Below are 26729 nucleotides of genomic sequence, written 5' to 3'. Positions count from 1 at the left end.
CCGTGGGGTCGGGTCGCGCGAGGGCAGCGGCGTTCCGGGGCAGCGGTGTCAGGGCAGCGGCATCAGGGCAGCGGGGTGTTGCGATCCAGACGCGACGTGTCGATGTTCTCGCGCGCGCCGCGAGCGGCACCGATGAGGAAGCCGACGCCCCACGCGACGTGCATGGTCGGCAGCACCACCAGGCCCCAGAGCCGCTCCCGGATGCCGGGACCCGCGGCCGGGCTCAGCGCCCAGCCGAGCACCACCAACGCGTACGCCGCGAGCGGCGCATACACGACGGAGGCCACGAGCGCCGGGATGCCGCTGAGGACGCCCGTCGCCTCAAGGACGCCGACGATGAGGGCGGCGACGGTGGTGAGCACCAGAGCGGGCGGCGCGAAGAAGCGCAGCGAATTGCGGCGACCGTATCGGCGCACGAGCTCGCCGCGCCAGGTTCCCGTCGAGCGGAACTGCCGCGCCAGTCGCGTCCAACGCTCGCGCGGCCAGTACGTGACGGCCAGCTCGGGATCGAACCACACGCGGTAGCCGGCGCGTCGGATGCGCAGATTGAGCTCCCAGTCCTCACCGCGGCGGATGGTCTCGTCGAACAGCCCGACCTCGTCGAGCACGTCGCGCCGGATCACGCCGAGATAGGCCGACTCGGCCGGACCCGCACGGCCGCCCGAATGGTAGGCGCCGCCGCCGAGGCCCACACGGGCGTTGTACGCGCGGGCGACGGCACGCTGGAAGCCGGTGCGGCCGTCCGCGCGCATGACTCCGCCGACGTTGGCCGCACGGACCCGGGCCAGGGTGTCCAGCGCGCGCTGCGCGTATCCGGGTTCGAGCTCCGAGTGCGCGTCCACGCGCACGATCGTCGGGTAGCGCGCCGCTCGGATGGCGAGGTTCAGGCCCACCGGGATGTCGGCGGCCGGGTTGCGGATGAGGCGTACCCGCGGGTCGCGCGCCGCCAGCTCCGCGGCGATCGCGTCGGTCGCGTCGGTGGACGGTCCGAGAGCGAGGATGACCTCGCTGGGGCCGGCCGTCTCCTGGGCGAGCGCGCTCTCGACGGCGCGGGTCAGATACGCCTGCTCGTTGAGCACGGGCATCACGAAGCTGACCCCGGCATCCGGGGACGGCACCCGCGCGTCCCGGGAGCGTGCCGCGACGGAGTGCATCCGACGATCATCCCATGCCGGGGGCGCACCGGCGCGGCCGCCGTAGGCTGGAGGGATGGGAATCGTCTCCGAGGCACGCCGCGCCCGCTCGCTGCTGCGGCGCGTGGCCAACGGGCGGTCGGCACTGCGGGAGGTGCGCCGCGAACAGGCTGCGCGGCCCCCGGCACCGCCGGCCCACTTCCGCATCGCGGTGTACTTCGCCGACGGCGACGTGAACATGTACCAGATCCGTCAGTGGTATCGGCCGCTGGCCGCCCTCGCCGGGCGGTGGCCGGTCGTGGTGCTCAGCCGGCACGCGACGGGTGCGCGGGCGCTCCTGGCCGACGACGCCCTGCCCGTCGCGTTCGTCCCGAAGGTGCGCGACCTCGAGCGCTACATCGCGCAGCAGGACATCCGGGTGGTCCTCTACGTCAACCAGAACACGCGGAACTTCCAGATGTTCCGGTACGGTCGCCGCTGGCACGTGTTCATCAACCACGGCGAGTCCGACAAGATGTACATGACCACGAACCAGTTCAAGGCGTACGACTACGCCCTCGTCGCGGGGGAGGCGGCGCGCGATCGCCTCTCACGGACGCTGTGGGACTACGACGTCGATCGGCGCACGATCGCCGTCGGCCGTCCCCAGACCGATCACTACGTCGGCGAGCCGCCGTATGCGCCCGACGAGCGCACGGTGGTGCTCTACGCGCCGACCGGGGAGGGCGATCGTCCGGCGGCCCGTTACGGCTCTCTCCGCACCCACGGCGAGGCCCTCGTCGCGGCGCTGCTGTCGTCGCCCCGGTACCGTCTCATCTACCGTCCCCACCCCCGCTCGGGCGTCGTCGACCCGGAGTACGGCGCGGCGAACGCGCGCATCGTGGCCGCCATCACTGCTGCGAACGCGTCCGATCCGACGGCCCGGCACGTCGTCGACGCCGGGGGAGAGCTGGGCTGGCAGCTCCTCGCCGCCGACATCGCCGTCGTCGACATCTCCGCGATGGTCTACGACCGTCTCGCGACGAGCAAGCCCCTGCTGATCACGCGCCCGGTCGATCCCGCCGCCGACGTCGATACGAACGGGTATCTGTCGGATGCCGAGTGGCTGGATGCCGCCGGTGCGGCCGACGTCGACGACCGCATCACGCGGGTGCTCGACGACCCTGACGCGGCCGCGCGTCTCGCGCGGTGGGTGCAGCGGTACTTCGGCGACACGGCGCCGGGTGCGGCATCCGCGCGGTTCGAGGCCGCCATCGCCGAGCTCATGCGACGGTGGGAGACGTGGGATGCCGCGACGCGCGCGGACGCGACGCCCGCGGCGTCCGGGCCTTCGGCCGGCGTGGAGGGCTGAGCGCGCTCAGCGCGTGACGAGCCGCGCCACCGCCGCCAGCGGTATCGCGAGCCACGCCGGACGGTGACGCGCCTCGTAGATCGCTTCGTAGACGGCCTTGTCGAGCTCGAGCGCGTCGAGGAGAGCGCCCGACGGGTCGGCGAACGTGGAGCCGTACCCGGTGAGGAAGCTCGTGCGGGCGGCGCGCGCCCACGCGTCGGCGGCGGCGTCGGCCGTGGCGTCGAGCTGGTGCGGCCCGCGCTGGAGGCGGAGCGAGCCCGCGACGTAGTCGAACGAGCGCAGCATCCCGGCGATGTCCCTCAGCGCCAGGTCGGGGGCGCGCCGTTCGGAGATCGGGCGCATCGGCTCGCCCTCGAAGTCGAGGAGCATCCAGCCGCGGGTGGGGGAGTGCAGGACCTGGCCGAGGTGGTAGTCGCCGTGCACGCGTTGCAGGTGCGGCCAGGGCGCGGCCTCGGCGCGCGCGTAGATGCGCGCGACCGCATCGTGGAACGCGCCGAGCGCGGGCACCTCCGCGACCGCGATCGACAGGCGCCGGCGCCACGCCGCGACGATCGAGCGCCGCGCATCGGCGTCGGCGGGCGGGGTCGGGAACAGGTGGGCGAGATCGCGATGGACATCGGCGGTCGCGCGTCCCAGCGATTGCGCTTCGGCCGAGAAGTCGGCGCTCACCGCGGCGGCCGCGAGCGCCACGCGCCAGGCGTCCTCGACATCGGGGAGGAACTCCTGGGCGAACGCGAGCGATCCGCGGACGGCGGGCTCGCCGGGGGCGGTCGACGTCCACTCGCCGTCGAGGTGACCGATCACGGGCGGGACGTGCGCAGAGCCCGCGGCCGCGAGCGCCGACTGCAGCTCGATGTCCGGATTGATGCCCGGATGAAGCCGACGGAACACCTTGCAGATGACGGGCGCGGCATGGGAGGGCCGGAAGATCACGGACGTGTTCGACTGCTCGCCCGTGAGCACGCTCGCCGGTCCGGCGAGATCGGGGCGCCCCAGCTCGACGAGCAGCGCGGCGGTGAAGGCGGGATCGTGGGGGCCGTCGACGAGGAGCCGATCATCGTCGACGCCGACGGTGTGGGACGGTTCCGGCTCGCCGGTGCGAGGCCGCCACACGAGGGGGACCTGATACACGATCGTGTCGGCGTCGTCTCCGTCGCCGACGATCAGCAGCTGCACGTCGACGTCGGGAGCGGAGCTCGAGAGCCGCCGCTCGGCCAGCACGCGCAGCCGCGGCTCACCGCCCGTCGGGGTGTACCACCTCTGCTGCGGCATCCATGCGGCCAGATGCCTCAGCGTCGTCTGCATGGGTCGAGGCTAGCCAGCGCGCCGTCGGGTGTCGAGACAGCCGCGCCGAGGCGTCGTCAGTCCTCTGGCGTCGACTCCTCGTCCTGGACCAGGACCTCCACCGGCACGGAGAATGCGACGCCGGCGGCACCGAAGACACCGAGATCGTCGACCGGGGGCGGCAGCACCTCCGCGGGCTGCTGCTCATCGACCGGCTCGGAGGGCAGACCGCCCCATTCGGTCGGCTCTTCGGGACGACTCTGGAAGATACCCATGGCCCCATTGTGCGCGACCCCGGCGTCGCGGGGGCGCCCCCGCCGGGCGCGTCTCGCGGGACGCGGTCGTCAGTCTCCCGCGGCAGCGCCGTCCGCCGTCGAGCGGCCACCGCGGCGGGCCTTCGCTCCGACCGCGCCGGCGGCGGCGCCCAGGGCGCCGGCCGCGCGACGTCCGCCCGCACCGATCGCCTCGCCGGCGCGCCGGACCGTGCCGAACGCGGAGCGCTCGAGCCGCTCGGTGCCGGGGCGCGGCTCGAGCTCCGCCGGGTACGCGACGGGCGGCAGACCGAACGCGCGGTGGGATCCCACCACCACGCGGCGGCCGAGCAGGTGGTTTCCGGTTCCGCCGATGGCCGCACCGATGCCGAAGGGGAGCGCCTTGCCGATGACCGAGGCGCTGCCCTTGGTCGCGAACTGCCGGATGAAGGACGACTTGAGCCGGTCGACGAGCGGGCCGACGGCCGCGCGGGGCAGCGACTTCGTCACGAGCTCGCCCCAGTACGAGGTGCGCGAGCCACCGGTGCCGGCGACCTGTCGCCCGAGCTGCGCGACGAGGTCGACACCCTCCTGGCCGAGCATCAGCGTCAGCACGAGCGCGCGGGCGCGATCGGGATTGTCCACGCGGATGCCGTGCAGCTCGGCGAGCGACTGGGCGAACAGCGCCGTGGCCTCCAGGAACCCGACGGTCTCGATGCCCGAGAGGGCCAGGGTGACCCCGGTCCCGATGCCGGGTACGACCGCCGTCGCGCCGACGGCGGCGCCGCCGGTGGTCACCGCCGCCAGGTAGCGCCGCTCCAGCATCCGGACGATCTGCGCCGTCGTCGCCTCGGGATGGCGTAGACGGATGCTGCGCAGGTGCGCGATCACGACCGGGCGCTGGACCTGCAGCATCCGATCGAGCGCCCGCACGGTGCGCGGGTGCTCGGGCGATCCTTCCGGAGGAAGGCCACCGTCCCACGGCGCGTCGTCGGGGAGGGAGTGGATGCGATGGATCTTGGCCATGACGGCACGATCCTATGGACGGCCCCTGAGCGGCGGCTGAGCGGTCGGGGTGTCGTCGATCGTCCGGTCAGACGAACTGGTTGGCGCGCTCCAGATCTTCCGCGAAGTCGACCTCGACGGCATAGAGGTCGGAGATGTCGAGCGGTTCGAGCAGAAGGCCGTTCTCGGCGATGGCGAGCTCGAGCCCGCGCTCGAAGTAGTCCTGGTCGTCGACGCGGCTCAGCTGTGCGATCAGTGCGCGCTTGTCGGCCGCGGAGATGTAGTTGATCCCGACCGCTTCACCCACGCCGCCGCGGACGGTCTTCGACAGCTCGGCGATGAAGCCCTCCGAGGACACCGTGTACTTGACCTCCTCGTCGCTGACCGAGGAGGTGTTGACGGTCGCGAAGGACTGCTCGGCATCGATCAGGGGGCGGGCCCGGCCGAGCACCCGCGGGTCGAAGACGACGTCGCCGTTGAGCCACAGGACCCCGGCGCGCCCCGTCGCGCGGAGGGCCCGCAGAAGGCTCTTGGACGTGTTGGTCTGGTCGTAGCGCTCGTTGTAGACGTACTCGGAGTCGGGGAACGCATCGACGATGGCCTCGGCGCGGTAGCCCACGACGGTCGTGATGCGGGCGGCCGATCCGAAGGCGGCGCGGATGTTGTCGTGCTGCTGCTGCATGATGGTGCGGCCGTCGCTGAGTGCGGTGAGCGGCTTGGGCAGCGAGCGCCCGAGGCGCGAGCCCATGCCCGCTGCGAGGATGACGGTCTGAAGTGTCACGAGTGTGCTCCCGGGGAAGTGTTCACGGAGTATTCGGCGTTCAGCCACTTCCTTGTGCTCCGGCTATGGTAGCGGCTCGACCTGGGAAGGTGCGGGAAGTGGCTGATCCGTCAGGTTTTCGCCCCGCGAACCGCACGCATTGTCACGCTCTGTGGACGACTCGCGGCAATCGTCGGGCGTGCTTGCTAGGTTTGTCGGGTGAGCGCCCCCCAGCCGATCCCCCAGGACGACGACGGCGTGCACGCCCTGCCGCCGCTGCCCCCGGTCGCCGCTGCGGAGGCCGCCGCTCGGCTCGATCGGACGCCCTCGGATGCCGACGAGGCGCCCGCCGTCGACGCTCCGGCGCCCGCCGCTCCGCGCCCACGCCGCCCGCCGGCGAAGCGTGCGCCGCGCGCGCGGAAGCCGAAGGTCGCGACGCCGCCGCGCCCCGAGATCGCCCCGGAGATCGCCGCGGCGCGCTTCGAGGCCGCCGCGGCCGATCGCTCGGTGATCGTGCCCGCCGATTCCGACACCGCGCCGACGGTCGAGGAGCCGGCCGAGGACGCCGAGGAGCAGGTCCCGGTGCCGGACGCGGTCGAGTCGCAGGCGGACGTCGCAGAACCGGCGCGCCCGCATTCCGAGCCCGAAACCGAGGTCGCCGAGTCCGCTGTCGAGCCGGAGCCGGAATCCGCGGATGTGGCAGAGACCGAGACCGCTGCTGAGACCGTAGAGCCTGAGCCTGTGGCGGAGTCCGAAGCGGATGCCGCGGACCCGGAGCCCGAGGTGGTGGAGGCGCAGGCGGAGGCCGTGGAGCCCGAGCCCGAGCCCGAGCCGGACGCTGTGGAGCCGGAACCGCTGGCGGAGGCCGAGCCGGAGGCTGTGGAGGCGGAGTCCGAAGCGGACGCCGCCGACCTCGAGCCTGACCTCGCCCCGGCATCCGGACCGGAGCGGGAAGACGACCCGGCAGAGGTGCCCGAGCCGTCGGTGGCGGAGGTCTTCGGAGACCTGGCCGACGAGGTGTTCGTCGTGGCGAGCGAAGAGGCCGTGTCCGAGGCGGCGGCATCGCCGACGCCGGCCGTGCACGTGCGGGGCGTCACGAAGTCGTTCGGCGCGACGGTCGCGGTGGACGCGATCGACCTGCGCATCCCGGCGGGGACCTTCTACGGGATCGTGGGTCCCAACGGCGCCGGCAAGACGACCACGCTCTCCATGATCGCGGGCCTGCTGCGCCCCGACAGCGGCGACATCGCGATCGCCGGCATCGACCTCGCCGCGGACCCGCGCCGCGCGAAGCAGCAGATGGGGATCCTCCCCGACCGGCTCCGCACGTTCGACCGGCTCACCGGGCGCCAGTTGCTCCACTACTACGGCGTGCTGAGGGGACTGCGCTCCGCGGTCGTCGAAAGCCGCAGCGCCGAGCTCGCGCGCGCGTTCGACCTGACCGACGCCCTGGCGCGGCCCGTGTCGGACTACTCCGCGGGAATGACGAAGAAGATCATGCTCGCCGGCGCGATGATCCACTCGCCGCGGGTGCTGGTGCTCGATGAGCCGTTCGAGTCGGTCGATCCGGTGTCCTCCGCGGTCGTCCTCGACATCCTCTCCGCGTACGTGGCCCACGGGGGGACGGTCGTGCTCTCCAGCCACGGGATGGAGCTCGTGGAGCGGGTGTGCTCCGGCCTGGCCGTCATCGTCGGAGGTCGGGTCCTGGCCGAGGGGACGGTGGACGAGGTCCGCGGCGACCTCACCCTCGAGGAGCGTTTCATCGAGCTCTCGGGCGGCATCAGCGACGCGGAGGGGCTCGAGTGGTTGCACACGTTCTCCGACTGAGGCTCGATCTGCTGATCGGTGCGCTGCGGGGCGAGCGCCGACAGGCGGTGCGGACGGTCGTGGGGTTCGTGGTCGTGGCGCTGGCCGTCGGCGCCGTGTGGGCGGGCGCCCTGCGGCTGCGCTCGTCGTCGGACGAGGCCGCCTTCGCCGTCACGATGGTGGCGGCATCCGCTCTGACCGTCGGCTTCCTGGTGACGGCGCTCATCGGCGGCGTGGACGATCAGCTCGATCCGCGCCGGTTCTCCGTCCTCGGCGCCTCGCCGCGTGCGACGGCCGCCGCGACGCTGCTGGCGAGCGTGATCAGCGTGCCGATGATCGCGCTCATCGCGATCGCGAGCGCGCTGGCCACCCTCTGGTCGGAGCGCGGAGCGCCCGCGGCCGTCGTCGTGCTGTCGTCGATCGCCGGGGTGCTCACCTGCCTGCTCCTGTCCAAGATCGCCCTCGCGATCGGAGGGCTCCTGCATGAGCGACGGTCGCGGGAGCTCACGGGTGTCTTCCTCATCGCCGTGATCGCGGTGGTGGTGCCCGTCGTCGTCTTCCTCGCGTCGCTGCAGTGGGCCGAGGGCGTCCCGTCGGCCCTCACCGAAGCGGTCGACGTCCTGGCGCTGACGCCGTTCGGGGCGGCCTGGGCGCTCCCGCACCGAGCCGTCCACGGCGGACTGCTCGGGCCCGCGATCGTGGCGGTCCTCACGGTTGCACTTCTCGCGGTCTGCTGGTTCTGGGTCGTCGGGCGCCTGATGACGACGACGGAGCGCCCGGGCGCGGCCCGCGAGCGGCGCGGTCTGGGATGGTTCGACCTGACCGGAGGCACGCCGGCGGGCGGTGTCGCCGCACGGAGTCTCATCTACTGGTTCCGCGACCCGCGCTACCTGGTGAACATGATCATCGTGCCCGTGGCCGCGGCCGTGACGATCGTGCCGCTCGTGCTCGTCGGGGTGCCGCTGTCGATGGCGGTGCTCATCCCCGCGCCCCTCATCGCCCTCTTCCTCGGATGGCTGCCGCACAACGACCTCGCGTACGACTCGACGGCGCTGTGGATGCACATCGCCGGGGCGGTGCGCGGTGCGGCCGACCGGGCCGGGCGGCTCGCCCCGATCTCCCTCGTGGGCGTCGTGGTACTGGCGGTCGCGATCCCCGTCACCGTCTCCATACACGGCCGGTGGGCGATGCTCCCGGCGATGATCGGCGTGTGCGCCGGCCTCTTCCTCAGCGGGCTCGGCCTGTCCTCTCTGGCCTCGGTCATCGCTCCCTACGCCGTCTCCCGGCCCGGGGACAGTCCGTTCCAGCAGCCGCAGCGCACCGGCGGCGGTCTCTCGCAGGGCGTCGTGATGCTGGGAGCGCTGGCGTGCGGGGCTCCGGCGCTGTGGTGGGCCTGGCTCGCCCTGACGGTGGACGAACAGTGGTCGTGGACCGCGTTGTGGGGCGGCATCGGCATCGGCGCGGTGGTGCTGCTCGCCGGCATCCTCGGCGGCGGCGCCGTGTTCGATCGCACGGGCGAGCGGTTGATGGAGTTCGCGGAGTCGACCTGATCCGCTGTGGACGAACTCGGCCGGGCGGGTCGCCGCGCGGATAGAATCGGACACCATGAGCAGCCCTCTCGACAGCCCCGACGGCCCCGGCGACGGCGGCGTCGCCACCCTCGACCGGGAGCTCGAGGAACTCCTGCGCGAAGAGAACATCGAGCCCGGCGACCACGAGCGCTTCTCCCACTACGTCAAGAAGGACAAGATCCTCGAGTCGGCCCTGACGGGAAAGCCGGTGCGCGCCCTCTGCGGCAAGAAGTGGACGCCCGGCCGCGACCCGGAGAAGTTCCCGGTGTGCCCGACGTGCAAGGAGATCTACGAGTCGCTCATGAGCTGACCCGTTCACCGTCGGTCCGGGCCTCCTGTCACGCGTCGATGTAGACCGTCGGCAGCGCCGGGTCGGACCGGCTCAGCGCGAGTGCCGTCACCGGCAGCTCTTCGCGCACCAGGGCGTGGTGCGCGCGGGCCTGCGCGACACCGCCGGCGCCCTCGTACGCGGCATCCGGCTCACCGTGGTCCACGAGCGTCACCTGCAGCGCCCGGGCGTCGGGATGGTCGTCGGAGGTCTGCACGGCGTCGAACCCGTCCGACACCGCGATGAGCTCGCTGGTGGCCGTCCCGTGCGACAGGGTGCGGAACGCGGCCTTGCGTCCGCCCCGCGAGCCCTTGTCGGTGGACGCCTTCGCCACGGCGACCCAGCTGCCCGCCGCATCCTGGCGTGCGACCAGCTTGTAGACCATTCCGGCCGTCGGAGCGCCCGATCCGGTGACGACCGACGTGCCCACCCCGTAGGCGTCGACGGGGGATGCCGCCAGCGCCGCGATCGCGAACTCGTCGAGGTCGCTCGTGACCGTGATCCGCGTCGACGTCGCGCCGAGCTCGTCCAGCTGCGCGCGCACCTCCGCTGCGACGGTGGGCAGGTCGCCGGAGTCGATCCGCACCCCGCCGAGCCCCGTTCCGGCGACGCGCACCGCGGTCTCGACGCCGGCGCGGATGTCGTAGGTGTCGATGAGCAGCGTGGTGTCGATGCCGAGCGCATCGATCTGGCTGCGGAAGGCCTCCTCCTCGGTGTCGTGCAGGAGGGTCCACGCGTGCGCGGCCGTCCCCATCGTGGGGATGCCCCATTCGCGACCGGCTTCGAGGTTGCTCGTGGCGCCGAAGCCCGCGATGTAGGCGGCGCGCGCGGCGGCGACGGCCGATCTCTCGGCGGCCCGGCGCGATCCCATTTCGGCCAGGGGGCGGTCGCCGGCGGCGATGCTCATGCGGGCGGCGGCGTTCGCGACGGCGGAGTCGTGGTTCAGGATGCTGAGGGCCAGCGTCTCGAGCACCACGGCCTCCGCGAACGAGCCCTCCACGGTGAGGATGGGCGATCCGGGGAAGTAGAGCTCGCCCTCGCGGTACCCGCGGATGGTGCCCGTGAAGCGGTAATCCTCCAGGAAGCGCAGCGTCTGCGTGCCGACCACCCGGTGGTCGCACAGGTAGCGCAGCTCGTCGTCGCCGAAGCGGAACGCGCGCAGCTGCTGCAGCAGCCGCCCGGTGCCCGCTACCACGCCGAAGCGGCGCGCACCCGGCAGGCGTCTGCCGAACAACTCGAACACGCACGGTCGCGACGCGGTCCCGTCGCGGAGGGCGGCGTCGATCATCGTGAGCTCGTACCGGTCGGTCAGCAGGGCGGACGACGGGGCATCGGCGCGGGTCATTCCGTCACTCTAGCGACGCCGTCGAGGCCGTCGAGCGCTGGGCCGGGTCCGCGTGCGGAGATCCTCCCGGGACCGGCGGGTAGGGTGGAGGATCGTGAATGACGCGCCGATCGGGATCTTCGACTCCGGCGTGGGCGGGCTCACCGTGGCCCGGGCGGTCTCGCAGCTCCTTCCGCGCGAATCCGTGCTCTACCTGGGCGACACGGCGCACTCGCCGTACGGTCCCAAGCCCATCGCGGACGTCCGGCGGTACAGCCTCGACGTCCTGGACACGTTGGTGGAGCAGGGCGTCAAGATGCTCGTGATCGCCTGCAACACGGCATCCGCCGCCGTCCTGCGCGACGCGCGGGAGCGTTACGACGTGCCGGTCGTCGAGGTCATCGGCCCGGCGGTGCGCACGGCGATCTCGACCACGCGCAACCGGCGCATCGGCGTCATCGGGACGGTCGGCACCATCGGCTCGGGCGTGTACCAGGACATGCTGGGGGTCAACGAGCAGCTGGCGGTGTTCACGCAGGCCTGCCCGCGTTTCGTCGAGTTCGTCGAGGCCGGTGTCACGGGCTCGGCTGAGGTGCTGCGGGTGGCGGAGGACTACCTCGCGCCGCTACGGCACGCGGGCGTCGACACGCTCGTGCTCGGCTGCACCCACTACCCGTTCCTGGAGGGAGCCATCAGCTACGTGATGGGGCCCCAGGTCTCGCTCGTCTCGAGCGACACCGAGACCGCGAAGGACGTCTACCGACAGCTCGTCTCGCGCGACCTCCTCGCCGGTCCGGATGCGGTCGCCACCCACACCTACGAAGCGACCGGCGACTCCGCCGATGACTTCCTCCGCCTCGCCGACCGGCTCATGGGCCGCGGCGTCTCCAGCGTGCGCCTCGTGCAGACGGGCGCCATCGACCTGCCGGACCCCCTGAAGGGAACCCCATGACCGAGACCACCACCCGCGCCGACGGCCGCACGCCCGACCAGCTCCGACCCGTCACGATCGAGCGGGGCTGGAGCGCGCACGCCGAGGGGTCCGCCCTGATCTCGTTCGGCGGCACGAAGGTGCTGTGCACGGCATCCTTCACGGGGGGCGTGCCCCGCTGGCTGACCGGCAAGGGCAAGGGGTGGGTGACGGCGGAGTACGCGATGCTGCCGCGCGCCACCAACTCGCGCAACGACCGGGAGGCCGTCAAGGGCAAGATCGGCGGGCGCACCCACGAGATCTCGCGTCTGATCGGTCGTGCGCTCCGCGCCGTCGTCGACACCAAGGCGCTCGGTGAGAACACCATCGTCATCGACTGCGACGTGCTGCAGGCCGACGGCGGCACGCGCACCGCCGCGATCACCGGTGCCTACGTCGCCCTGGCCGATGCGATCGAGTGGGGCCGCGCGAAGGGTCTCGTCGGCAAGAACGCGAAGGTGCTGCTCGACTCCGTCGCCGCCGTGTCGGTGGGCATCATCGACGGCGAGCCGATGCTCGACCTGGCCTACGTCGAGGACGTCCGCGCCGAGACCGACATGAACGTCGTCGTCACCGGTCGCGGTCTGTTCGTCGAGGTGCAGGGCACCGCCGAGGGGGCCCCGTTCGACAAGCGCGAGCTCGACGCCCTGCTCGAGCTCGGCGTCGCCGGCTGCGCCGACCTCCGCGACGCCCAGACCGAGGTGCTCGCCTCGTGACCGGCGTCCCGAACTCCTCCACGGCGGACGCCGGACCCCGCCGTATCGTCTTGGCGACCCACAACCCGCACAAGGTGGAGGAGTTCGGCGCGATCGTCGCGCGCGTGCGCCCCGATCTGGAGGTCATCGGCTACGACGGCCCGGAACCCATCGAAGACGGCGTGACCTTCGCCGCGAACGCGCTCATCAAGGCGCGAGCGGCCGCGGCCCACACCGGGCTTCCCGCGCTGGCCGACGATTCCGGCGTCTGCGTCGACGTGCTCGGCGGCGCCCCCGGCGTCTTCTCCGCGTACTGGGCAGGGCACCGCAAGGATGCCCGCGTCAACCTCGAGCTGCTGCTGGACCAGCTCTCCGACATCGCCGACCCGCACCGGACGGCCCAGTTCGTTTCGACCATCGCCCTCGTGGTGCCCGGGCCCGACGGCCGCATCGTGCACGAGGAGACGGTCGAGGGCGTCTGGCCGGGCCGGCTCGCGACGGCGCCCTCCGGCGACGGCGGGTTCGGCTACGACCCGATCTTCCTGCCCGACGACCAGCAGGGGCGGACGGCCGCCGACCTGTCGGCGGAGGAGAAGAACGCGGCCTCGCACCGCGCCCGCGCGTTCGTCGCGCTCGCGCCGCTGCTGAGCGCGCTGGAGCGATAACCGCTTTCATTCCCGACTAGTGCGCGAGCGGGTGCGCGGGCGGCGCCGCGGCTTAGCCTCGTTCTATGCACGATCACGCACCCACCGGCATCCGGGACTCGAGCAATCGGCGACTGCTGACGATCTCGCTGTGTCTGACGGCCGGAGTGATGCTCGTCCAGATCGTCGGCGCGCTGCTGACCGGATCGCTCGCCCTGCTGGCCGACGCGGCACACATGTTCACCGATTCGTCGGCGCTGGTGATCGCCCTCATCGCCTCGGCGGTGGCCGGGCGACCGGCCGACGATCGCAACACCTACGGCTATCAGCGCGCCGAGGTCTTCGGCGCCCTCGTGAACGCGCTGATCCTCATCGCCCTCATGGTCTGGATCGCCGTCGAAGCGGTCCAGCGTCTCGTCGGACCGACCGAGGTCGAGGTCGCGGGAGGGCTGATGCTCCTCGTGGCCGCGGTGGGTCTCGTCGCCAACGCCGTGTCGATGTACCTGCTCAGCGCGGCGCAGAAGCGCAGCATCAACGTGCGCGGCGCCTACATCGAGGTGCTCGGCGACCTCATCGGCTCGGCGCTCGTGATCGTCGCGGCCGTCGTCATCTGGACGACGGGCTGGATGCCGGCCGACGCCCTCGCCTCGCTGCTCATCGCGGTGATGATCCTGCCGCGGGCCGTCGGACTCCTGCGCGAGGTCTTCTCCGTGCTCGGCGAGCGGGCGCCGCACGGCACCGCCGTGGCGGACATCCGCGACCACATCCTCGGCGAGCCCGGCGTCGTCGACGTGCACGACGTGCACGTGTGGCAGCTGACGCGCGGCGCCCCCGTCTTCACCGCGCACGTCGTCGTCGCGGACGACGTGCTCGCCGGTGACGCCGGAGGTGCGGGGGCGCTGCTGTCGCGTCTGCAGAGCTGCCTGTCGCGTCACTTCGATGTCGAGCACTCCACGTTCCAGCTCGAGCCGGCCGGGCACCGCGAGCACGACGCGCACGTGTAGCGACGAAGACCGCCCGGCGACTGTGCGACGATGCAGGGCATGGACGATGCCGATCTCCGTGAACTCTCCCTGCTGCGCACGCGCGCGTACGGACCGGATGCCGACATCGAGCGCGATCCGGACGCGCTGGCCCGCCTGCGGGTGCTGGAGGAACGGCGCCGCACGCAGGCCGCGGTGACGCCCGCGGCCACGCCTGTACCCGCGCCGGGCGCGACCGTCGAGACCGCCCCGGAGGACGGCGGCGCGCCGCCTCCCCGTCCGACGGAAGCGCCCGCGGCGATACCGCCCCGCATCGGACGTGCGCTGGCGATCGGATGGGCGGCGTCGATCGCGGTGGCGGCCGTCGTGGTGGGTGCGCTCGTCTTCGGTCTGGCCTCGCTCCGTCCGGTGTCACCGGTCACCGGAGCGCGGCAGGTCGCGAGCCTGGACGAGCCGTTGACCAGTCCGCCGGCGGCGATGCCGTGGTTCGGCGAATCCGAGGAGAACTCCGCCTACGCGTTCTCCGGGCTCGTGGTGGTCGCCGTCGCGCGTGACGTGCTGGACTCCTCGGGCGAGTGTCTGATCGTGAGGCCGCGGGTCCCGGCCGCCGACGGATCGCGGTTCGGGACCAGCGGCTGCGGCGCGGGGCCGTTCCACCCGACCGTCGCGCTGCTCGTCGCCGATGACAGCCCCGAGGAGCTGCGCGCCGCCTTCCCGGTGGGCACCGCGCTGCAGTTCGTGTGGGACGGGAACGCCGTCGCCGTCTTCGCGACCGACCCGCAGGGTCCGACCGCCGCGCCGGCCTGAGCTCAGTCTTCCCGGCGCACGTCTGCGGGATCCACATCCGGACGCAGACCGCGCCACCGGGCGTGGCGCAGGGTGCCGCTCGGCGTGAACTCCGCGTACTCCACCTCGCCGACGAGCTCCGGCCGCACCCACAGCGCATCGGCGGCGTCCGCGACCGGCACGCCGAGCAGGGGCGAGGAGTCGGTGCGCAGCGGCTCGAGCAGTGCCGCGAGCCGGTTCAGCTCGCGGTCGCCGAATCCGGTGCCGACGCGTCCGACGTAGTGCAGGCCGTCCTCGTCGGGGATGCCGAGCAGCAGCGATCCGATACTGCCGCGCCGTCCCCCTTTCCCGGGGCGGATGCCACCGATCACGACCTCCTGCATGGCCGTCAGCTTGACCTTGAGCCACTCCTCGGATCGGGCTCCGCGACGGTAGGGAGACCGAGGGTCCTTGACGACCACACCCTCCAGGTGCAGCTCCGCAGCGGCCGCCAGCGCATCGGAGACGTCGTCCGCGACCGGCGGCACGGCGACGGCGGCGATGGCGTCGGCCGCGATCGTCTCGAGGATCTCGCGGCGTTCGCGCAGGGGACGTCCGGTGACGTCCTCGTCGCCGACGCGCAGCACGTCGAAGAGGAAGTAGTCGACGGGGATGCGCTGCGCCTCCCGCGCGATCTCCGGCGCCGAGGTCAGGTGCATGCGCGACTGCAGCCGCGTGAAGCTCGGGCGGCCCGCGGCATCCCCGGCGACGATCTCGCCGTCGAGAACCGCCGGGCGGGGGCCGAAGCCGACGTCTCCGGAGGTCAGTTCGGGGTAGCGGTCGGTGATGTCGGCGCCGCTGCGCGCTCGCAACCGCAGGCGGCTGCCGTCCCACGTGCCGACGGCGCGGATGCCGTCCCACTTGAACTCGACCCAGGGGAGGTCGCCCCACCTTCGCGCGGCCGCCGCGGCGAGCGCCGGCGTGGTCGACACCGCGAGCATCGGGGCGTCGGGCCCGCTCGCCGTTCGCGCGGGCGCACGATGCCCTGCGCGCGCGGCGCGGACCGGCGGCGTGGCGGCATCCTTCGTGCGGTGCAGGAGCCACTGGGACTTCTCTCCCGAGCCGGCCGTGCGGATCAGGGCGATCCGCACACGTCCGAGCGGCCCGTCCGGCCGGCCGGAGAGGGTCGCGATCACCTCGTCGTCGCGCCACTTCTCCGCCGTGAACGTGCCGGTGTCCCAGACGGTCATCGTTCCCGCGCCGTACTCTCCGGCGGGGATCTCGCCGGCGAAGGTGAGGTACTCGAGGGGGTGCGCCTCGGTCATGACCGCGAGGTGGTTGCGATCGGGGGTCGCCGGGATGCCGCGCGGCACGGCCCAGCTGACGAGCACCCCGTCGTGCTCCAACCGGAGGTCGAAGTGCAGACGCGACGCGTGATGCTCCTGGATCACGAACCGCCACGACTCGTGCGAGCCGCTATGCCCCGCCGGGCCGGGGCGTGGCGGGTCGGCCAGGGCGTGTCGGTTCGCGGGCGCGGGAAAGGGTTCGGGCGTGGCGGAGGGGGTGCGCTTCGCCAAGTAGGAAGAGAGGGGATCGGGGGAGACGGGCGCCAGGGGCGCGAGCAGGTCGCCGTCGGAGGCGGCGCGGGCGAGCACCTCGTCGAACAGCAGGTGCCGCAGGTCGGGATCGTCGAGCTCGGCCCAGGTGCGGGGGGCGGCGACCGTCGGCTCCGCGCGTCCGCGGAGCGAGTAGGGCGCGATCGTGGTCTTGGCGGCGTTGTTCTGGCTCCAGTCGACGAACACCTTGCCGGGGCGTGCGTTCTTGCTCATCGCGCTCACGACGAGATCGGGATCGTCGGCTTCCAACGCGCGTGCCAGCTCGCGCGCGAACGCCGAGATCTCGTCGCTCGTGCGCGTCGCGTCCAGGGGTGCGTACAGGTGGAGGCCCTTCGACCCGCTGGTCACCGGCAGCGGGTCCATGCCCATGTCCGCCAGGATGCCGCGGGCCCGGCGGGCCACCTCGGCGCACTCCGGAAGCCCGACGCCGGGGCCGGGGTCGAGGTCGAGCACGAGCCGGTCGGGCGATCCGCGGCCGCCGCCGTCGAAGCGCCATTGCGGCGTGTGCAGCTCGAGGCTCGCGACCTGCGCGAGGTACACCAGGCCCGCGACGTCGTCGATCAGCGGGTAGTCCTTGGCTCCGCCGGAGTGATCGATCGCGCGGCGCCGGAGCCAGTCGGGTGCGCCGGCCTCCAGGTCTTTCGCGAAGAAGGGGGGCTCGCCGGTGCCGTCGGGCCACCGCAGCCGCGTGACGGGTCGGCCCGCGAGATGGGGGAGCAGGAGCGGAGCGATACGCGAGTAGTAGTCGATGACCTCGGCCTTGGTGGTGCCGGTCGCGGGGTACAGCACCTTGTCGAGGTTGCTCAGCCGGAGGCGTCGTCCGCCGACCTCGACGACCTGTGCTGCCTGTGCCATGGCGCCAGGGTAGCGGCCAGCCCCTGGCGAACCGGTGCAGGAGCCGGTTTGATGGGCCCATGAGATCGATCTGGAAGGGCGCGCTCACCTTCGGGCTCGTCAACGTGCCGGTGAAGGTGTACTCGGCCATCGAAGACCACGACGTGCCGCTGCATCAGGTGCACGCGGCCGACGGCGGACGCATCCGGTATCAGCGCATCTGCGAGCTCGACGGCGAGGTGGTGCCCTACGCCGACATCGACAAGGCGTACGACGACGGCGACCGCACCGTGGTGCTGACCGCCGAAGACCTCGCCTCGCTCCCGGCGGAGCGCAGTCGCGAGATCGAGGTCGTCGAGTTCGTCCCCAGCGACCAGATCGATCTGCTCACGCTCGACCGGCCCTATTACCTGGAGCCCGACTCCGCCTCGCCGAAGGCCTACGTGCTCCTGCGCAAGACCCTCGAGCAGACCGATCGCACGGCGGTGGTGCGCTTCTCCCTGCGCCAGAAGACGCGTCTCGCCGCGCTCCGGGTGCGGGGAGACGTCCTCGTGCTGCAGACGCTGCTCTGGGCCGACGAGGTGCGGGAAGCCTCGTTCCCGGCGCTGGATGAGCCGGTCAAGATCTCCGACAAGGAGCTCGAGCTGTCGGCATCCCTCGTGGAGAGCTTCTCGTCGGACTTCGACCCCGCGCAGTTCGTCGACGAGTACCAGCAGGAGCTGCGGACCCTGATCGACGCCAAGCTCGAGAAGGGCGACGCGCTCGATACGTCCGAGACATTCGGCGAGAAGGCCGAGAAGGATGCCGGGGGCGAGGTCATCGACCTGATGGCAGCGCTGAAGGCCAGTGTGGAGCGCAGCCGGGCCGCCCGTGCGGAGAACGAGAAGGTGGCCCCGCCCAAGAAGGGCAAGGCCACCAAGGCGTCGTGACTCAGGCTGCGGGCGTGCCGTCCTCGAGAGGCTCGACGGTCTCGGGCGCGAGGCCGGCGGCCTGCTCCTTCTTGACCTTGCGACGCTCGGAGAAGTAGTGCCACACGGTCACCAGGGCCGTGCCGCCGACGGCGGCGAGCAGGATGAGGTCGATGTAGTTCTCGACGAACGTGGCCACCGGCGGGATGAAGCCGATGAGGTAGCCGAACATCGTGAGGCCGAAGCCCCAGAGGACCGCACCGATGAGGTTGTAGAGCGAGTACTTGCGCCATGGCATGTGGCCGACGCCCGCCGCCACCGGGGCGAACGTCCGGACGATCGGCACGAAGCGGGCGAGGATGACGGTGAGGCCGCCGTAACGCTCGAAGAACGCGTTGGTGCGCTCGACGTTCTTGCGACTGAAGAGGCCGGAGTCCTTGCGTTCGAACACGGCGGGTCCGCCCTTGTGCCCGATGTAATAGCCGAGCTCGCCGCCGACGAAGGCCGCGAGGCCGATCAGCAGCGCCACCCACCAGACGCTGATGCCGAAGATCCCGTGCGGCAGCGTCGGCGTGGAGTGCGACAGCAGGCCCGAGATCACCAGCAGCGTGTCGCCGGGGAGCAGGAAGCCGACGAGCAGACCCGTCTCGGCGAAGACGATGAAGCAGACCACCAGCAGGGCCCACGGGCCCGCGTTCTGGATGATGGCCGCAGGATCGAGCCAGGGGATGAGGGCGAGAGCGTGCACAGGGTTCCCGTCGGTAGATCGGCGGTGGAAGGTCGCTCAGGGGAGCGGTCGCGGTCAGTCTACCGGCGCGGTTCCCGAGTGATTGCGGTGAATCGGCTGATCACACCGGCCGCTCTGCGGCGACGTCGTCCGTGCGGAAGGTGGGACTTGAACCCACACGCCCGAAGGCACAGGAACCTAAATCCTGCGTGTCTGCCGATTTCACCACTCCCGCGCGGCGACCAGTCTAGCCAGTGGTCTCGACCGACTCCGGAGCGGATACCGTCGACGCGGCTGCCAGACGGGGACGGCCGCCGATGATCCAGTAACCCAGACCGACGACGATCCCGCCGCCGACGAGGTTGCCCAGGCCCACCCAGAGCATGTTGTTGGCGAAGAGGCCCCATGTGAAGTGCGGGTCGCCGCTGAACAGGCCGATGCCGTACGTGGTCATGTTCGCGACGACGTGCTCGAAACCCGAGCTGATGAAAGCGAGGATCGCGGCGAAGATCAGGAGGATCTTTGCGACGTCGGAGCGCACGCGTGCACACATCCAGATCGCAAGGCACACGAGCACGTTGCAGAGGATGCCGCGGACGAACAGCTGCAGGGGGCCTTCCTCCGCCTTCGCGGCGAGCATGTCGGCGATCATCTTGCCGGCGGGTGCGTTGGCGTGCAGCACGCCCGAGGCGACGATGAGCGCGGCGAAGAGGAGGGCGCCGACGAGGTTGGCGAGGAAGGTGGCCGCCATGGTGCCGATCGCACGCCACCAGCCGACGGCTCCCATGAGGGCGCCCTGGGGGAGGATCATCATCGCGCTCGTGAGCAGGTCGGCCCCCGCGAAGACCACGAGGGTCAGGGCGACGCCGAACACGACGCCGGCGACCAGCTTGGCGAGGCCATCGCCCGCTGCCAGGAGGGGGCCGGCGGTGGCGACCATGAGGACGACGCCGATTCCGATGTAGGCGCCGGCCAGCATGCCGGAAACGGCGAAACGCCCGGGGGAGAGGACGCCGTCCGCCTTATGGACCGCCGCGTCGGCCTGCGCCTGAAGGGTCTCGGGAATCGTGAGCACGAAGAAATCGTACTCTGTGGTCAGACCACAACACAAGCAGGGCGCCGCGGTGGAGGATCCGCCCGCCCGCCGTCGGAGGAATCAGTGCGCGGCGTCGTACGCCTCCAGCAGGGACTTCGCCACTCGTCCGCGCGTGCTCACGGTGTGGCCGTTGGAGCGCGCCCAGGCGCGGACGGCCTCCAGATCTCGCGTGCGCGCTGCGGGAGCGGCGCGCCGCGCCGGCGCCGCGCCGAACGAGCGCACCCGTCGGGCCTTGTCGATGTAGGGGGCGAGGAAGTCATCCAGCTTCGTCGCATTCTGCCTCGACAGATCGATTTCGTACGCCTGCCCGCCGTAGCTGAATTGAATGCTGACGGAGTCCTCTTCGGGAATCTCCTCGCCGGTGAGATCGTCGACCACGATATACGTCTTGATTTCTCTGCGTGCCATGGCCGAGAGATTACCGCACCTTTTCCTGTTCTTCGACAGGGTTGTTTCTTTTCTGCTGCAACGGTAAAGGGCGGGGTTTCTTTTCTCTTGCCGCCCGTCCTCGGCATTCCGCGCGACGGCGCGGGAGCGCTGTGGATAGTCTCGGCGCGCCGGCCCTCGTCGATGTGAGGATGCCGCCATGACCCCCTCCGCATCCGCCCCCACGTCCGTCGCGCCGGAGGGAACGATCTCGGCGGCGGCGTCGACGATGGTGCTGCGCGCGATCGCCGACCGGGTGCGCGACCGCCTGCGCGATGAGCAGGCCGACCCGCTGCGGCATCCCGATCGCGCCGCGCAGCTGGCGACCGCGGAGGTGAGACACCACAATGACTACGCCCTCGCACGGGGACTGGAGTTCGTCGACGACGAGGACGCGGCGGTGCGCGAGGTGCTCGCGCGCGTCACCGGCTACGGTCCGTTGCAGGTGCTCCTGGATGATCCGCAGGTCGAGGAGATCTGGATCAACGGCCCGGGCGCCGTCTTCGCGGCCCGAGCGGGGCGAAGCGAGCGCGTGGCGATGCGACTGACCGACGAGGCGGTGCGCGATGTGGTCGAGAAGATGCTGCACGCCACCGGGCGCCGAGTCGATCTCAGTCAGCCGTTCGTCGACGCCTCGCTCCCGGACGGGAGTCGACTGCACGTAGGTGTGCGCTAACCGATGGGAGCCCACGTCGGGATGATCTCGACCCGCTCCCGCCAGACGCCCGTGCCCTGCCTGATCGGCTTGCGGATCCGCACCTGGCGAATGATCGAGCGGAGCATGTTCCGCTTCTCGATGACCGTCAGGCTTGCCCAATCGGCTGAGAGGCACGCTGCGACCTTCTGCGGGTCGACCTCGACGCGGTCGCGCGGGGCGGCCTTCTTGCGGCGCTCACGGAGCTCGGCGAGGTCCTCGTCGAGCTTGGCGATCGCAGCATCGTAGGCGTCGTCGGACATCTTGCTGCCCGGCGCCGACCAGCGAATCGTGATGCGACCCATGCGATCCTGCAGGTCGGCAATCTTGCTGTCGAGCGTCGCGACGTTGTCGAGCTGCACGACGCGGCGCTCACGCTGTTTCGCGAGCCGCTCCATTGCCCCGTCGACGTCGGCCGCGATCTCGTCCACCCAATCCCGGACGCGCTGCTCGACGAGGGCGCGAGTCATGTACATGCCCGGGACGTCTCGTCTCTCCATCGCCCGTGAGCACTTGTAGTCCTTCATGCCCTGGTTGCCGACGTGCATCGGCGCGCCGCAGTCGTCGCACACGATCAGCCCGGTGAGGAAGTACTTCGGTTCGACCACAGCTGGCGCCGCGGGAGCGTCGAGCCGCATCGCCATGTAGGCGTCCCACTCCGCTGCAGTGATCACGGCGGGGTGCGCGGCTGTGTGGAACGTCGCCTCGCCGATTCGCCAGTCCCGCCTCTGGCCCTGGGTGGGGCGCTGGATGATCTTCCCGGCCCCGAACCCGGCATCGAGGAGATGCGTCAGGACGACCCGCGACCATGTGCCGCCCTTCTTGGTCGGGTGCCCGGAGTCGTTCAGCCACTTCACGATCCGGGTGAACCCCTCGCCTCGCAGATACCGTCGGTACATCTCGGCGAGCACGGGAGCTTCGGTCGAGTTCGGCTGGTAGCTGCCGTCTGGCTGCTTGTCGTACCCGTAGCGGGGGCCGCCGTCCGCCGGAAGCCCCAGGCGCCGACGCCGGGCGTGCGTCTCCTTCCACTGCTCGCCGATCTGCTCCGACTGGAACGCGGCGTACTCGGTCATCACGCCGCGCGCGAACCGGCCGGATGCTGTCGCCGTGTCGAGCGGCTCCGTCGCCGACTCGATGCGGCCGCCGGCGACATCGCATCGGTCGATCGCGAGCGCCCAGTCCTTCCGGTTGCGCGAGAGGCGCGACCACTTCCACAGCACGATCACGTCTGCCGCCCCGTCGTCCACCATGCGCATCACGCGCTGGACGGCGGGGCGTTTCCATGTCCGCCCGGAGATCCCCGGGTCGGACTCGACCGCGACGACGTCGTAGCCGTGCCGGTGGCAGTACTCGCGTCCCGCAGCTTCCTGCAATTCGAGCGAGATCGACTCCTCGCGGTGCACCGACTGTCGCAGGTACAGAACGGCGCGCTTCCGGTCGAGGCGCGGCAACGGCTTCACGTTCACTGCCAGATGCCTCTCTGACCGGTTCGGCTCGACTGGCGGCGTAGTTGGTGCACGCCCACCAGAAATCGCGGCAGACGCTCTCGTGTGGTCGCTCGCGAGGTCATACGGCCACCTCGTGACGGTGTGACCACTGCCGAGCGCCCATGCGCGGCTTCGCGTACGTGACACCCCGGAGCTTGATGAGGCACGCCTGCATCCACAAGTTCAGGACGTCCACGGTCACGCCGAGCTCCTCGGCGATGTCGTGCTGGTGGAGGCCCTGCTGCTCGAGCTCGGCGTAGACCTTGGGGTCGATGAGCAGCTGCGCGGCGAACACGTCGGCTCGCTCCTCGACGTCGACGTCGCCCTCGCATCGGTCGCCGTAGTGGGCGTGGCCGAGCTCGTGCGCGATGGTGAACACCGCCTCGTCCGGGGACTGCGTGATGTCGAAGTAGATCTCGCGCTCGTCCTCGTACCACTCGCCGAGTGTGCCGGGCTCGAGGTGGGCGCCGTGCACGCTGATGCCGAGGCTGGCCGCGTATCGCAGGATCGTTCTCATCGGTCCACCTCCTGGACTAGTCGGCGTGCGGCGCGGTGTCCGCCTTCCGGGTGCCCTTGCGTGCCGCGGTGCGCTTCTTCGCGGGCGGCTGCTTGATCCCGGGCTCATCATCGTTCGACCCGCCGACACCGAACTTCCCGGAGACGATGTTGGATGCCGTGCGTACGGCGTCGCTCACGGGCGCGTCGAAGAGCGTGGATGCCCCGGCGATGCCGAGGCGACGGCCAACCTCCACGATGAGTTCTTCGTCGGTCGCTGACTGCAGTGCGACCTCGACGCCGCTGAAGCCGGCTTCCTCGGGCGTGATGTGCCCGTTGCTGACGAGCGCGGCAACGGGCGAAACGCCGTAGGCGCGCGCGAGCTCGATCGCGGTGTCCATGAGGAACCGACCCGAGGCGATCTGGCGGCTGAGCGTTGCGTGGCTCAGTCCAGAGCGGGCTGCGATGTCTCGGAGGGACTCGGTCGCTCCGATGGCCTTGAGCCATTCGTAGGGGGTGGGCATGTCCCAAGCATGAGACATAACCGTCTCAGTGTCAAACCAATTGGTGCATGCACCTTGACGTCATGTCTCGTTCATGTTTCCATCGTTCCATGACTGAACCACTTGGTACGACGGTGAGAATCCGTCCCGGTCTGCTGACCCGGCTGAAGCAGAACGCCGGCATCCGCAGCGATGAGGCGTTCGCCCGCACCATCGGCATCACCCGCGCCACGCTGGCCCGCCTGAACGGGGGAGAGGAGCCTTCGCTCCGCACGATCCTCGGCATCATGCAGGCGTTCGGCCTCGCCTTCGGTGAGGTCACCGAGGTCGTGCCGGCGGTCGAGGATGAGCGCGCCGAGGCGGTCGCGTCATGAGAAACGGTCCCTGGGGTGACCGCATCCCGACTCGCGAGGAGGCGATCGAAGGTGCGGCCACGGTCTACCTCGAGGCGAAGCTCCGCATCGAGACCGAGAAGGCGATCGCCGAGCTGACCTCAGCGCCGGAGCGTGCCGCGTGAGCGCGCGTCGTGTCCTGGCTGCGGCCGCGGTCATCGTGATCGCTGCTCTGTCGGCGCCGGCTGCTGCGGCTCCCGGGGTCAACTCCGCAGACCTGATCTGCATTCTTGCGCCGTTCGCGCTCCTCACGGTGTGCGTTGTGCGGCGTTCTCACGCTCCCGTCGAGGCTCCGGAGAGCCTTCCCCAGGGCGTACCCAGCCGGGGTCTCGACGGGTCTGAACAGGAGGGATGGGACCGATGACTGGTGTGGCGATGGAGGCTCGCCCGGTGATCACTCTCGAGGTGGCGCGGCATGTGCTGTATCACTTCGGGGATTCGAACCTTGGGCAGCAGCCCGGGCATTTCCTGCAGCGGCTGCTGATGCTCGCGTCGGCGGCGGACACGGAGAACTTCGAGAAGTTGCGCGCGGGGTGGCCGGAGTATGTGGCTGCGTTCGAGGCGGTGGCTCGGAAGCCGTGGGGTCTGGATTGGCTTCGCGGGATCGTGAAGGCGGATCTGGATGCGCGTGAGCGTGGCCTGGACTTCACGGCGGCGGATGCCAGCGTGGTCGGCCTCATCAAGGGCCAGCAGTACGTGGGCGCTGTCACCGGCATCCTGCGCGGCGAGCGTGTCAGCCGGGACGTGACGTTCACGGCTGCTCGTGATCAGGATCCCGAGCCGTTCATCCGCGACCGCGAGAACACGCCCGACCAGGATCGCGTGTTCGTCGTACATCCGCACGGCTCGGCGCCGCAGCTGTTCGTGACCGGTTCGATCCGCTCGGCGGTGACGTCGTGACTGCCGGGATCTGCCGGCAGTGGATCGGCACGGCATCGGGCGGGCACGTCTGCGGTGCGCAGGCGGAGGCTCTGAGCCTGTGCGCGAAGCACTACGAGCTCGCGAAGGCGAAGACGCAGCGGGGGCTCGATGCTCGTCAGGAGCGGCACGACCGGCAGGAGGCGGCGTGGCGTGAGCGTAACGCGCGGAAGGCGCCGGCGTGGCGTGCGCAGTTGGCGCAGGCGGAGCGGGAGTACGCGCGGCGTACTCAGTCGGTTGTTGCTGATCGTGCGGCGGTTGGTGGGGTGATGCACCCGTCGGTCGTGCGTGCTCAGCGGTCGGTGCTGGCGGATTCGAACGTGGCTCGGGTGGTTGAGCTGGAGCGGATCATCGGCCGGTTGAGGGCTGACCTGGCGCGCTTGAAGGGCGGTGCGTCGTGAGCGAGTTCACCGCATCCAACGGTGTGACGATCCACGAACAGGCCACGGGTACAGATAGGGGCAAGGGCGTCATCGTCGATGGCTACTTCCTGCCGCCGAACGATGTCATGGCGTTGCGTGAGTTTTTCCAGAAGGAGAACGACGACCGCCTCGGACGGTGGCGTTGGCGCGAGGACCCCGACTACGTCGTGTACCCGTTAGTCACTGGTCTCGTGGCGGTCGTCGAGGAGAAGAACGGCACCAGCGGGACCTTCTCCCGAATCGAACACACCAACTCCGGTCATGGTGATGCGGCGAGAGCATACTTCCTGGCTCACCCGGACCCGAAGCCGTGGGACGAAGCGAAGCCGGGCGAGGTGTGGGTCTTCACTCTCCGCGATGCGCCGGAACTCTCTCACGCGGCGGTCCTCGACGACTGTGCGACGTGGACGTGGACCGACGGAGGACAGGTCGATCTCACGACGATCACCAGCGGGCGTCGTATCTGGCCGGAGGTGGCGTCGTGAGCGCCCGCGCGGTGGCCGTGGCGCCGTCCGAGCAGCCGCCCGCACCGTTCGCTCCGTTCCCTGCTCGTCGTGCCGTGTCGGGCCCTGTGGTGGCGCTGGTGCGTGTGCCGGCTGCTGACCGCGCGGTGCGTGCGGTTGCGACGGTGACCGGTGTGAGCGTGCTCGTGCTGGCCGTCCTCGGATGGGTGGTGCTGTCGTGGCCGATCTGATCGTCCATTCCCGTCGCGGTGAAGCCGTCGTGCGGGTGACCTCGCAGGAGGAAGCGGAGAAGTATCAGCGGATCCTGAAGGGCGAGATCCGTCCCGCTGATGGTGGTGAGCAGTCGTGACCCGGTTCATCGGCATCGACTACTCGACGACGTCGTGCGGTATCGCGATCGTCGACGGTGGCCACTGGCAGACGTTCACGGTGAAGTCGAAGCCCGCTGGGGCGGGTCTGTCGGCGTACTACGAGCGGATCCAGGATCTGAGCTTCGACATCGTCGCGACCCTCGACCTGCACCTCGGCGACGTCATCGGGATCGAGGGGCTCGCGTTCGCCGGCCGCGGCTCGTCCGTCGACCGCCTGCATTACGCGTGGCATCGGACGGTCGAGTTCCTCACGAAGGTGAACCATGCGGAGCCGCTGGTCGTCACCACGAACCAGGTGAAGCAGCTCGCCACGGGGAGGGGCAACGCGGACAAGGATGCCGTGCTGCTCGCGACGGAGCGTCGCCTGCCTCAGGCGGACGTGAACGGAAATGACGAGGCCGATGCGGTGTGGATCGCGGTCGGCGCATCGATTCTCGCCGGGACACCGGTGATTGACCTGCCTGCGGCGCACATGCCGAAGGCACTGATGAAGGGATGAGGAACCC

32 protein-coding genes and 1 tRNA gene are annotated in these 26729 nt (G+C 70.8%); 19 read left to right on the top strand and 14 right to left on the bottom strand.

The features are described 5' to 3' along the window. Positions 1-62: 62 nt before the first annotated feature. Positions 63-1154: a glycosyltransferase family 2 protein gene (locus tag KY498_RS04550; protein ID WP_191008436.1), complete on the bottom strand. Its 1092-nt coding sequence runs from the start codon at positions 1152-1154 to the stop codon at positions 63-65. Between the two features lie 55 nt (positions 1155-1209). On the opposite strand from KY498_RS04550, the gene KY498_RS04545 reads away from it, so the two are divergent. After that, complete coding sequence (locus KY498_RS04545) at positions 1210-2484, top strand: CDP-glycerol glycerophosphotransferase family protein (RefSeq protein WP_219879547.1); 1275 nt, start codon at positions 1210-1212, stop codon at positions 2482-2484. Between the two features lie 6 nt (positions 2485-2490). On the opposite strand, the gene KY498_RS04540 is transcribed toward KY498_RS04545, so the two are convergent. The 4 genes from KY498_RS04540 to KY498_RS04525 all read right to left on the bottom strand — a co-directional run bounded on the left by KY498_RS04540 (position 2491) and on the right by KY498_RS04525 (position 5805). Then, entirely contained in the window at positions 2491-3789 is a 1299-nt protein-coding gene (locus KY498_RS04540; protein WP_191008438.1) for an aminoglycoside phosphotransferase, read from the bottom strand. Positions 3790-3845: 56 nt separating this feature from the next. Continuing rightward, complete coding sequence (locus tag KY498_RS04535; protein ID WP_101306093.1) at positions 3846-4043, bottom strand: hypothetical protein; 198 nt, start codon at positions 4041-4043, stop codon at positions 3846-3848. Between the two features lie 69 nt (positions 4044-4112). Next, complete coding sequence (locus KY498_RS04530; RefSeq protein WP_223849521.1) at positions 4113-5045, bottom strand: hypothetical protein; 933 nt, start codon at positions 5043-5045, stop codon at positions 4113-4115. A gap of 67 nt (positions 5046-5112) precedes the next feature. Then, the gene (locus KY498_RS04525) at positions 5113-5805 is read right to left on the bottom strand and encodes an NTP transferase domain-containing protein (protein ID WP_060960196.1); all 693 of its coding nucleotides are present in this window, start codon (positions 5803-5805) and stop codon (positions 5113-5115) included. 198 nt (positions 5806-6003) lie between these two features. Here KY498_RS04525 and KY498_RS04520 point away from each other — a divergent pair, with 198 nt between their 5' ends. Genes KY498_RS04520 through KY498_RS04510 form a run of 3 tightly spaced genes read left to right on the top strand, consistent with a single transcriptional unit; the run spans position 6004 to position 9471 of the window. Continuing rightward, positions 6004-7611 (top strand): ABC transporter ATP-binding protein, encoded by a 1608-nt coding sequence (locus KY498_RS04520; RefSeq protein WP_191008439.1) that lies wholly within the window; start codon positions 6004-6006, stop codon positions 7609-7611. Next, positions 7587-9140 carry a hypothetical protein gene (locus KY498_RS04515; RefSeq protein WP_191008440.1) on the top strand — a complete coding sequence of 518 codons (1554 nt, stop codon included), beginning with the start codon at positions 7587-7589 and terminating at the stop codon, positions 9138-9140. Before KY498_RS04520 ends, KY498_RS04515 begins: the two co-directional genes overlap by 25 nt. 55 nt (positions 9141-9195) lie before the next feature. After that, the gene (locus KY498_RS04510; RefSeq protein WP_060959143.1) at positions 9196-9471 is read left to right on the top strand and encodes a DUF3039 domain-containing protein; all 276 of its coding nucleotides are present in this window, start codon (positions 9196-9198) and stop codon (positions 9469-9471) included. Positions 9472-9499: 28 nt separating this feature from the next. Here KY498_RS04510 and KY498_RS04505 read toward each other — a convergent pair whose 3' ends face one another. Beyond that, complete coding sequence (locus tag KY498_RS04505) at positions 9500-10834, bottom strand: nicotinate phosphoribosyltransferase (protein ID WP_191008441.1); 1335 nt, start codon at positions 10832-10834, stop codon at positions 9500-9502. A 94-nt stretch (positions 10835-10928) separates the two neighbouring features. Here KY498_RS04505 and murI point away from each other — a divergent pair, with 94 nt between their 5' ends. From murI to KY498_RS04480, 5 genes are all read left to right on the top strand, one after another. Further along, positions 10929-11765 (top strand): glutamate racemase, encoded by an 837-nt coding sequence (gene murI, locus KY498_RS04500; RefSeq protein ID WP_191008442.1) that lies wholly within the window; start codon positions 10929-10931, stop codon positions 11763-11765. Then, on the top strand, positions 11762-12499 hold the full coding sequence (gene rph / locus KY498_RS04495) for a ribonuclease PH (protein ID WP_101306098.1): 738 nt from the start codon (positions 11762-11764) through the stop codon (positions 12497-12499). The genes murI and rph overlap by 4 nt, the downstream gene beginning before the upstream one ends. Then, positions 12496-13143, top strand: coding sequence for an RdgB/HAM1 family non-canonical purine NTP pyrophosphatase (gene rdgB, locus KY498_RS04490; RefSeq protein WP_191008443.1), 648 nt, complete (start codon positions 12496-12498; stop codon positions 13141-13143). Before rph ends, rdgB begins: the two co-directional genes overlap by 4 nt. A gap of 65 nt (positions 13144-13208) precedes the next feature. Beyond that, on the top strand, positions 13209-14126 hold the full coding sequence (locus KY498_RS04485; protein WP_191008444.1) for a cation diffusion facilitator family transporter: 918 nt from the start codon (positions 13209-13211) through the stop codon (positions 14124-14126). Between the two features lie 39 nt (positions 14127-14165). Continuing rightward, positions 14166-14912, top strand: coding sequence for a spermidine/putrescine ABC transporter permease (locus KY498_RS04480; RefSeq protein WP_223848913.1), 747 nt, complete (start codon positions 14166-14168; stop codon positions 14910-14912). Between the two features lie 2 nt (positions 14913-14914). On the opposite strand, the gene KY498_RS04475 is transcribed toward KY498_RS04480, so the two are convergent. Then, positions 14915-17341, bottom strand: coding sequence for an ATP-dependent DNA ligase (locus tag KY498_RS04475; RefSeq protein ID WP_219879546.1), 2427 nt, complete (start codon positions 17339-17341; stop codon positions 14915-14917). A gap of 59 nt (positions 17342-17400) precedes the next feature. On the opposite strand from KY498_RS04475, the gene KY498_RS04470 reads away from it, so the two are divergent. Next, positions 17401-18249 (top strand): Ku protein, encoded by an 849-nt coding sequence (locus KY498_RS04470; protein WP_191008447.1) that lies wholly within the window; start codon positions 17401-17403, stop codon positions 18247-18249. A 1-nt stretch (position 18250) separates the two neighbouring features. Here KY498_RS04470 and KY498_RS04465 read toward each other — a convergent pair whose 3' ends face one another. The 4 genes from KY498_RS04465 to KY498_RS04450 form a co-directional block, all read right to left on the bottom strand. After that, a complete protein-coding gene (locus tag KY498_RS04465) occupies positions 18251-18976 on the bottom strand; it encodes a DedA family protein (protein ID WP_060959151.1) in 726 nt (241 codons plus the stop codon). A gap of 132 nt (positions 18977-19108) precedes the next feature. After that, positions 19109-19190 (bottom strand) — tRNA-Leu (locus KY498_RS04460). A 12-nt stretch (positions 19191-19202) separates the two neighbouring features. Beyond that, a complete protein-coding gene (locus KY498_RS04455) occupies positions 19203-20030 on the bottom strand; it encodes a formate/nitrite transporter family protein (protein WP_060959152.1) in 828 nt (275 codons plus the stop codon). 81 nt (positions 20031-20111) lie between these two features. Further along, positions 20112-20459, bottom strand: coding sequence for an Lsr2 family protein (locus KY498_RS04450; RefSeq protein ID WP_060959153.1), 348 nt, complete (start codon positions 20457-20459; stop codon positions 20112-20114). A 178-nt stretch (positions 20460-20637) separates the two neighbouring features. Between KY498_RS04450 and KY498_RS04445 the strand changes: the two genes are divergently transcribed. Beyond that, positions 20638-21153: a hypothetical protein gene (locus tag KY498_RS04445; protein ID WP_258186439.1), complete on the top strand. Its 516-nt coding sequence runs from the start codon at positions 20638-20640 to the stop codon at positions 21151-21153. Here KY498_RS04445 and KY498_RS04440 read toward each other — a convergent pair. The 3 genes from KY498_RS04440 to KY498_RS04430 are packed head-to-tail and all read right to left on the bottom strand — an operon-like array spanning position 21150 to position 23677. Next, the gene (locus KY498_RS04440) at positions 21150-22805 is read right to left on the bottom strand and encodes a recombinase family protein (RefSeq protein WP_219879545.1); all 1656 of its coding nucleotides are present in this window, start codon (positions 22803-22805) and stop codon (positions 21150-21152) included. The genes KY498_RS04445 and KY498_RS04440 overlap by 4 nt on opposite strands. Further along, the gene (locus tag KY498_RS04435) at positions 22738-23175 is read right to left on the bottom strand and encodes an ImmA/IrrE family metallo-endopeptidase (RefSeq protein ID WP_219879544.1); all 438 of its coding nucleotides are present in this window, start codon (positions 23173-23175) and stop codon (positions 22738-22740) included. The genes KY498_RS04440 and KY498_RS04435 overlap by 68 nt, the downstream gene beginning before the upstream one ends. A 16-nt stretch (positions 23176-23191) precedes the next feature. Further along, a complete protein-coding gene (locus KY498_RS04430; protein WP_219879543.1) occupies positions 23192-23677 on the bottom strand; it encodes a helix-turn-helix transcriptional regulator in 486 nt (161 codons plus the stop codon). An 89-nt stretch (positions 23678-23766) separates the two neighbouring features. On the opposite strand from KY498_RS04430, the gene KY498_RS04425 reads away from it, so the two are divergent. The 8 genes from KY498_RS04425 to KY498_RS04395 all read left to right on the top strand — a co-directional run bounded on the left by KY498_RS04425 (position 23767) and on the right by KY498_RS04395 (position 26722). Then, positions 23767-24030 carry a helix-turn-helix transcriptional regulator gene (locus KY498_RS04425; RefSeq protein WP_219879542.1) on the top strand — a complete coding sequence of 88 codons (264 nt, stop codon included), beginning with the start codon at positions 23767-23769 and terminating at the stop codon, positions 24028-24030. Next, a complete protein-coding gene (locus KY498_RS04420) occupies positions 24027-24173 on the top strand; it encodes a hypothetical protein (protein ID WP_219879541.1) in 147 nt (48 codons plus the stop codon). The genes KY498_RS04425 and KY498_RS04420 overlap by 4 nt, the downstream gene beginning before the upstream one ends. Positions 24174-24438: 265 nt before the next feature. Next, complete coding sequence (locus tag KY498_RS04415) at positions 24439-24948, top strand: hypothetical protein (RefSeq protein ID WP_219879540.1); 510 nt, start codon at positions 24439-24441, stop codon at positions 24946-24948. After that, the gene (locus KY498_RS04410) at positions 24945-25367 is read left to right on the top strand and encodes a hypothetical protein (RefSeq protein WP_219879539.1); all 423 of its coding nucleotides are present in this window, start codon (positions 24945-24947) and stop codon (positions 25365-25367) included. The genes KY498_RS04415 and KY498_RS04410 overlap by 4 nt, the downstream gene beginning before the upstream one ends. After that, a complete protein-coding gene (locus KY498_RS04405; protein WP_219879538.1) occupies positions 25364-25873 on the top strand; it encodes a hypothetical protein in 510 nt (169 codons plus the stop codon). Before KY498_RS04410 ends, KY498_RS04405 begins: the two co-directional genes overlap by 4 nt. Beyond that, on the top strand, positions 25870-26082 hold the full coding sequence (locus KY498_RS04400) for a hypothetical protein (protein WP_219879537.1): 213 nt from the start codon (positions 25870-25872) through the stop codon (positions 26080-26082). Before KY498_RS04405 ends, KY498_RS04400 begins: the two co-directional genes overlap by 4 nt. After that, positions 26070-26201, top strand: a complete 132-nt coding sequence (locus KY498_RS16495) for a hypothetical protein (RefSeq protein WP_258186438.1) — start codon at positions 26070-26072, stop codon at positions 26199-26201. Before KY498_RS04400 ends, KY498_RS16495 begins: the two co-directional genes overlap by 13 nt. After that, the gene (locus KY498_RS04395) at positions 26198-26722 is read left to right on the top strand and encodes a crossover junction endodeoxyribonuclease RuvC (protein WP_219879536.1); all 525 of its coding nucleotides are present in this window, start codon (positions 26198-26200) and stop codon (positions 26720-26722) included. The genes KY498_RS16495 and KY498_RS04395 overlap by 4 nt, the downstream gene beginning before the upstream one ends. The last annotated feature ends 7 nt before the right edge of the window (positions 26723-26729 follow it).

Source organism: Microbacterium sp. PAMC21962 (assembly GCF_019443465.1).
Classification (GTDB): domain Bacteria; phylum Actinomycetota; class Actinomycetes; order Actinomycetales; family Microbacteriaceae; genus Microbacterium; species Microbacterium hominis.
This window is presented reverse-complemented; position numbering and strand designations above follow the sequence as displayed.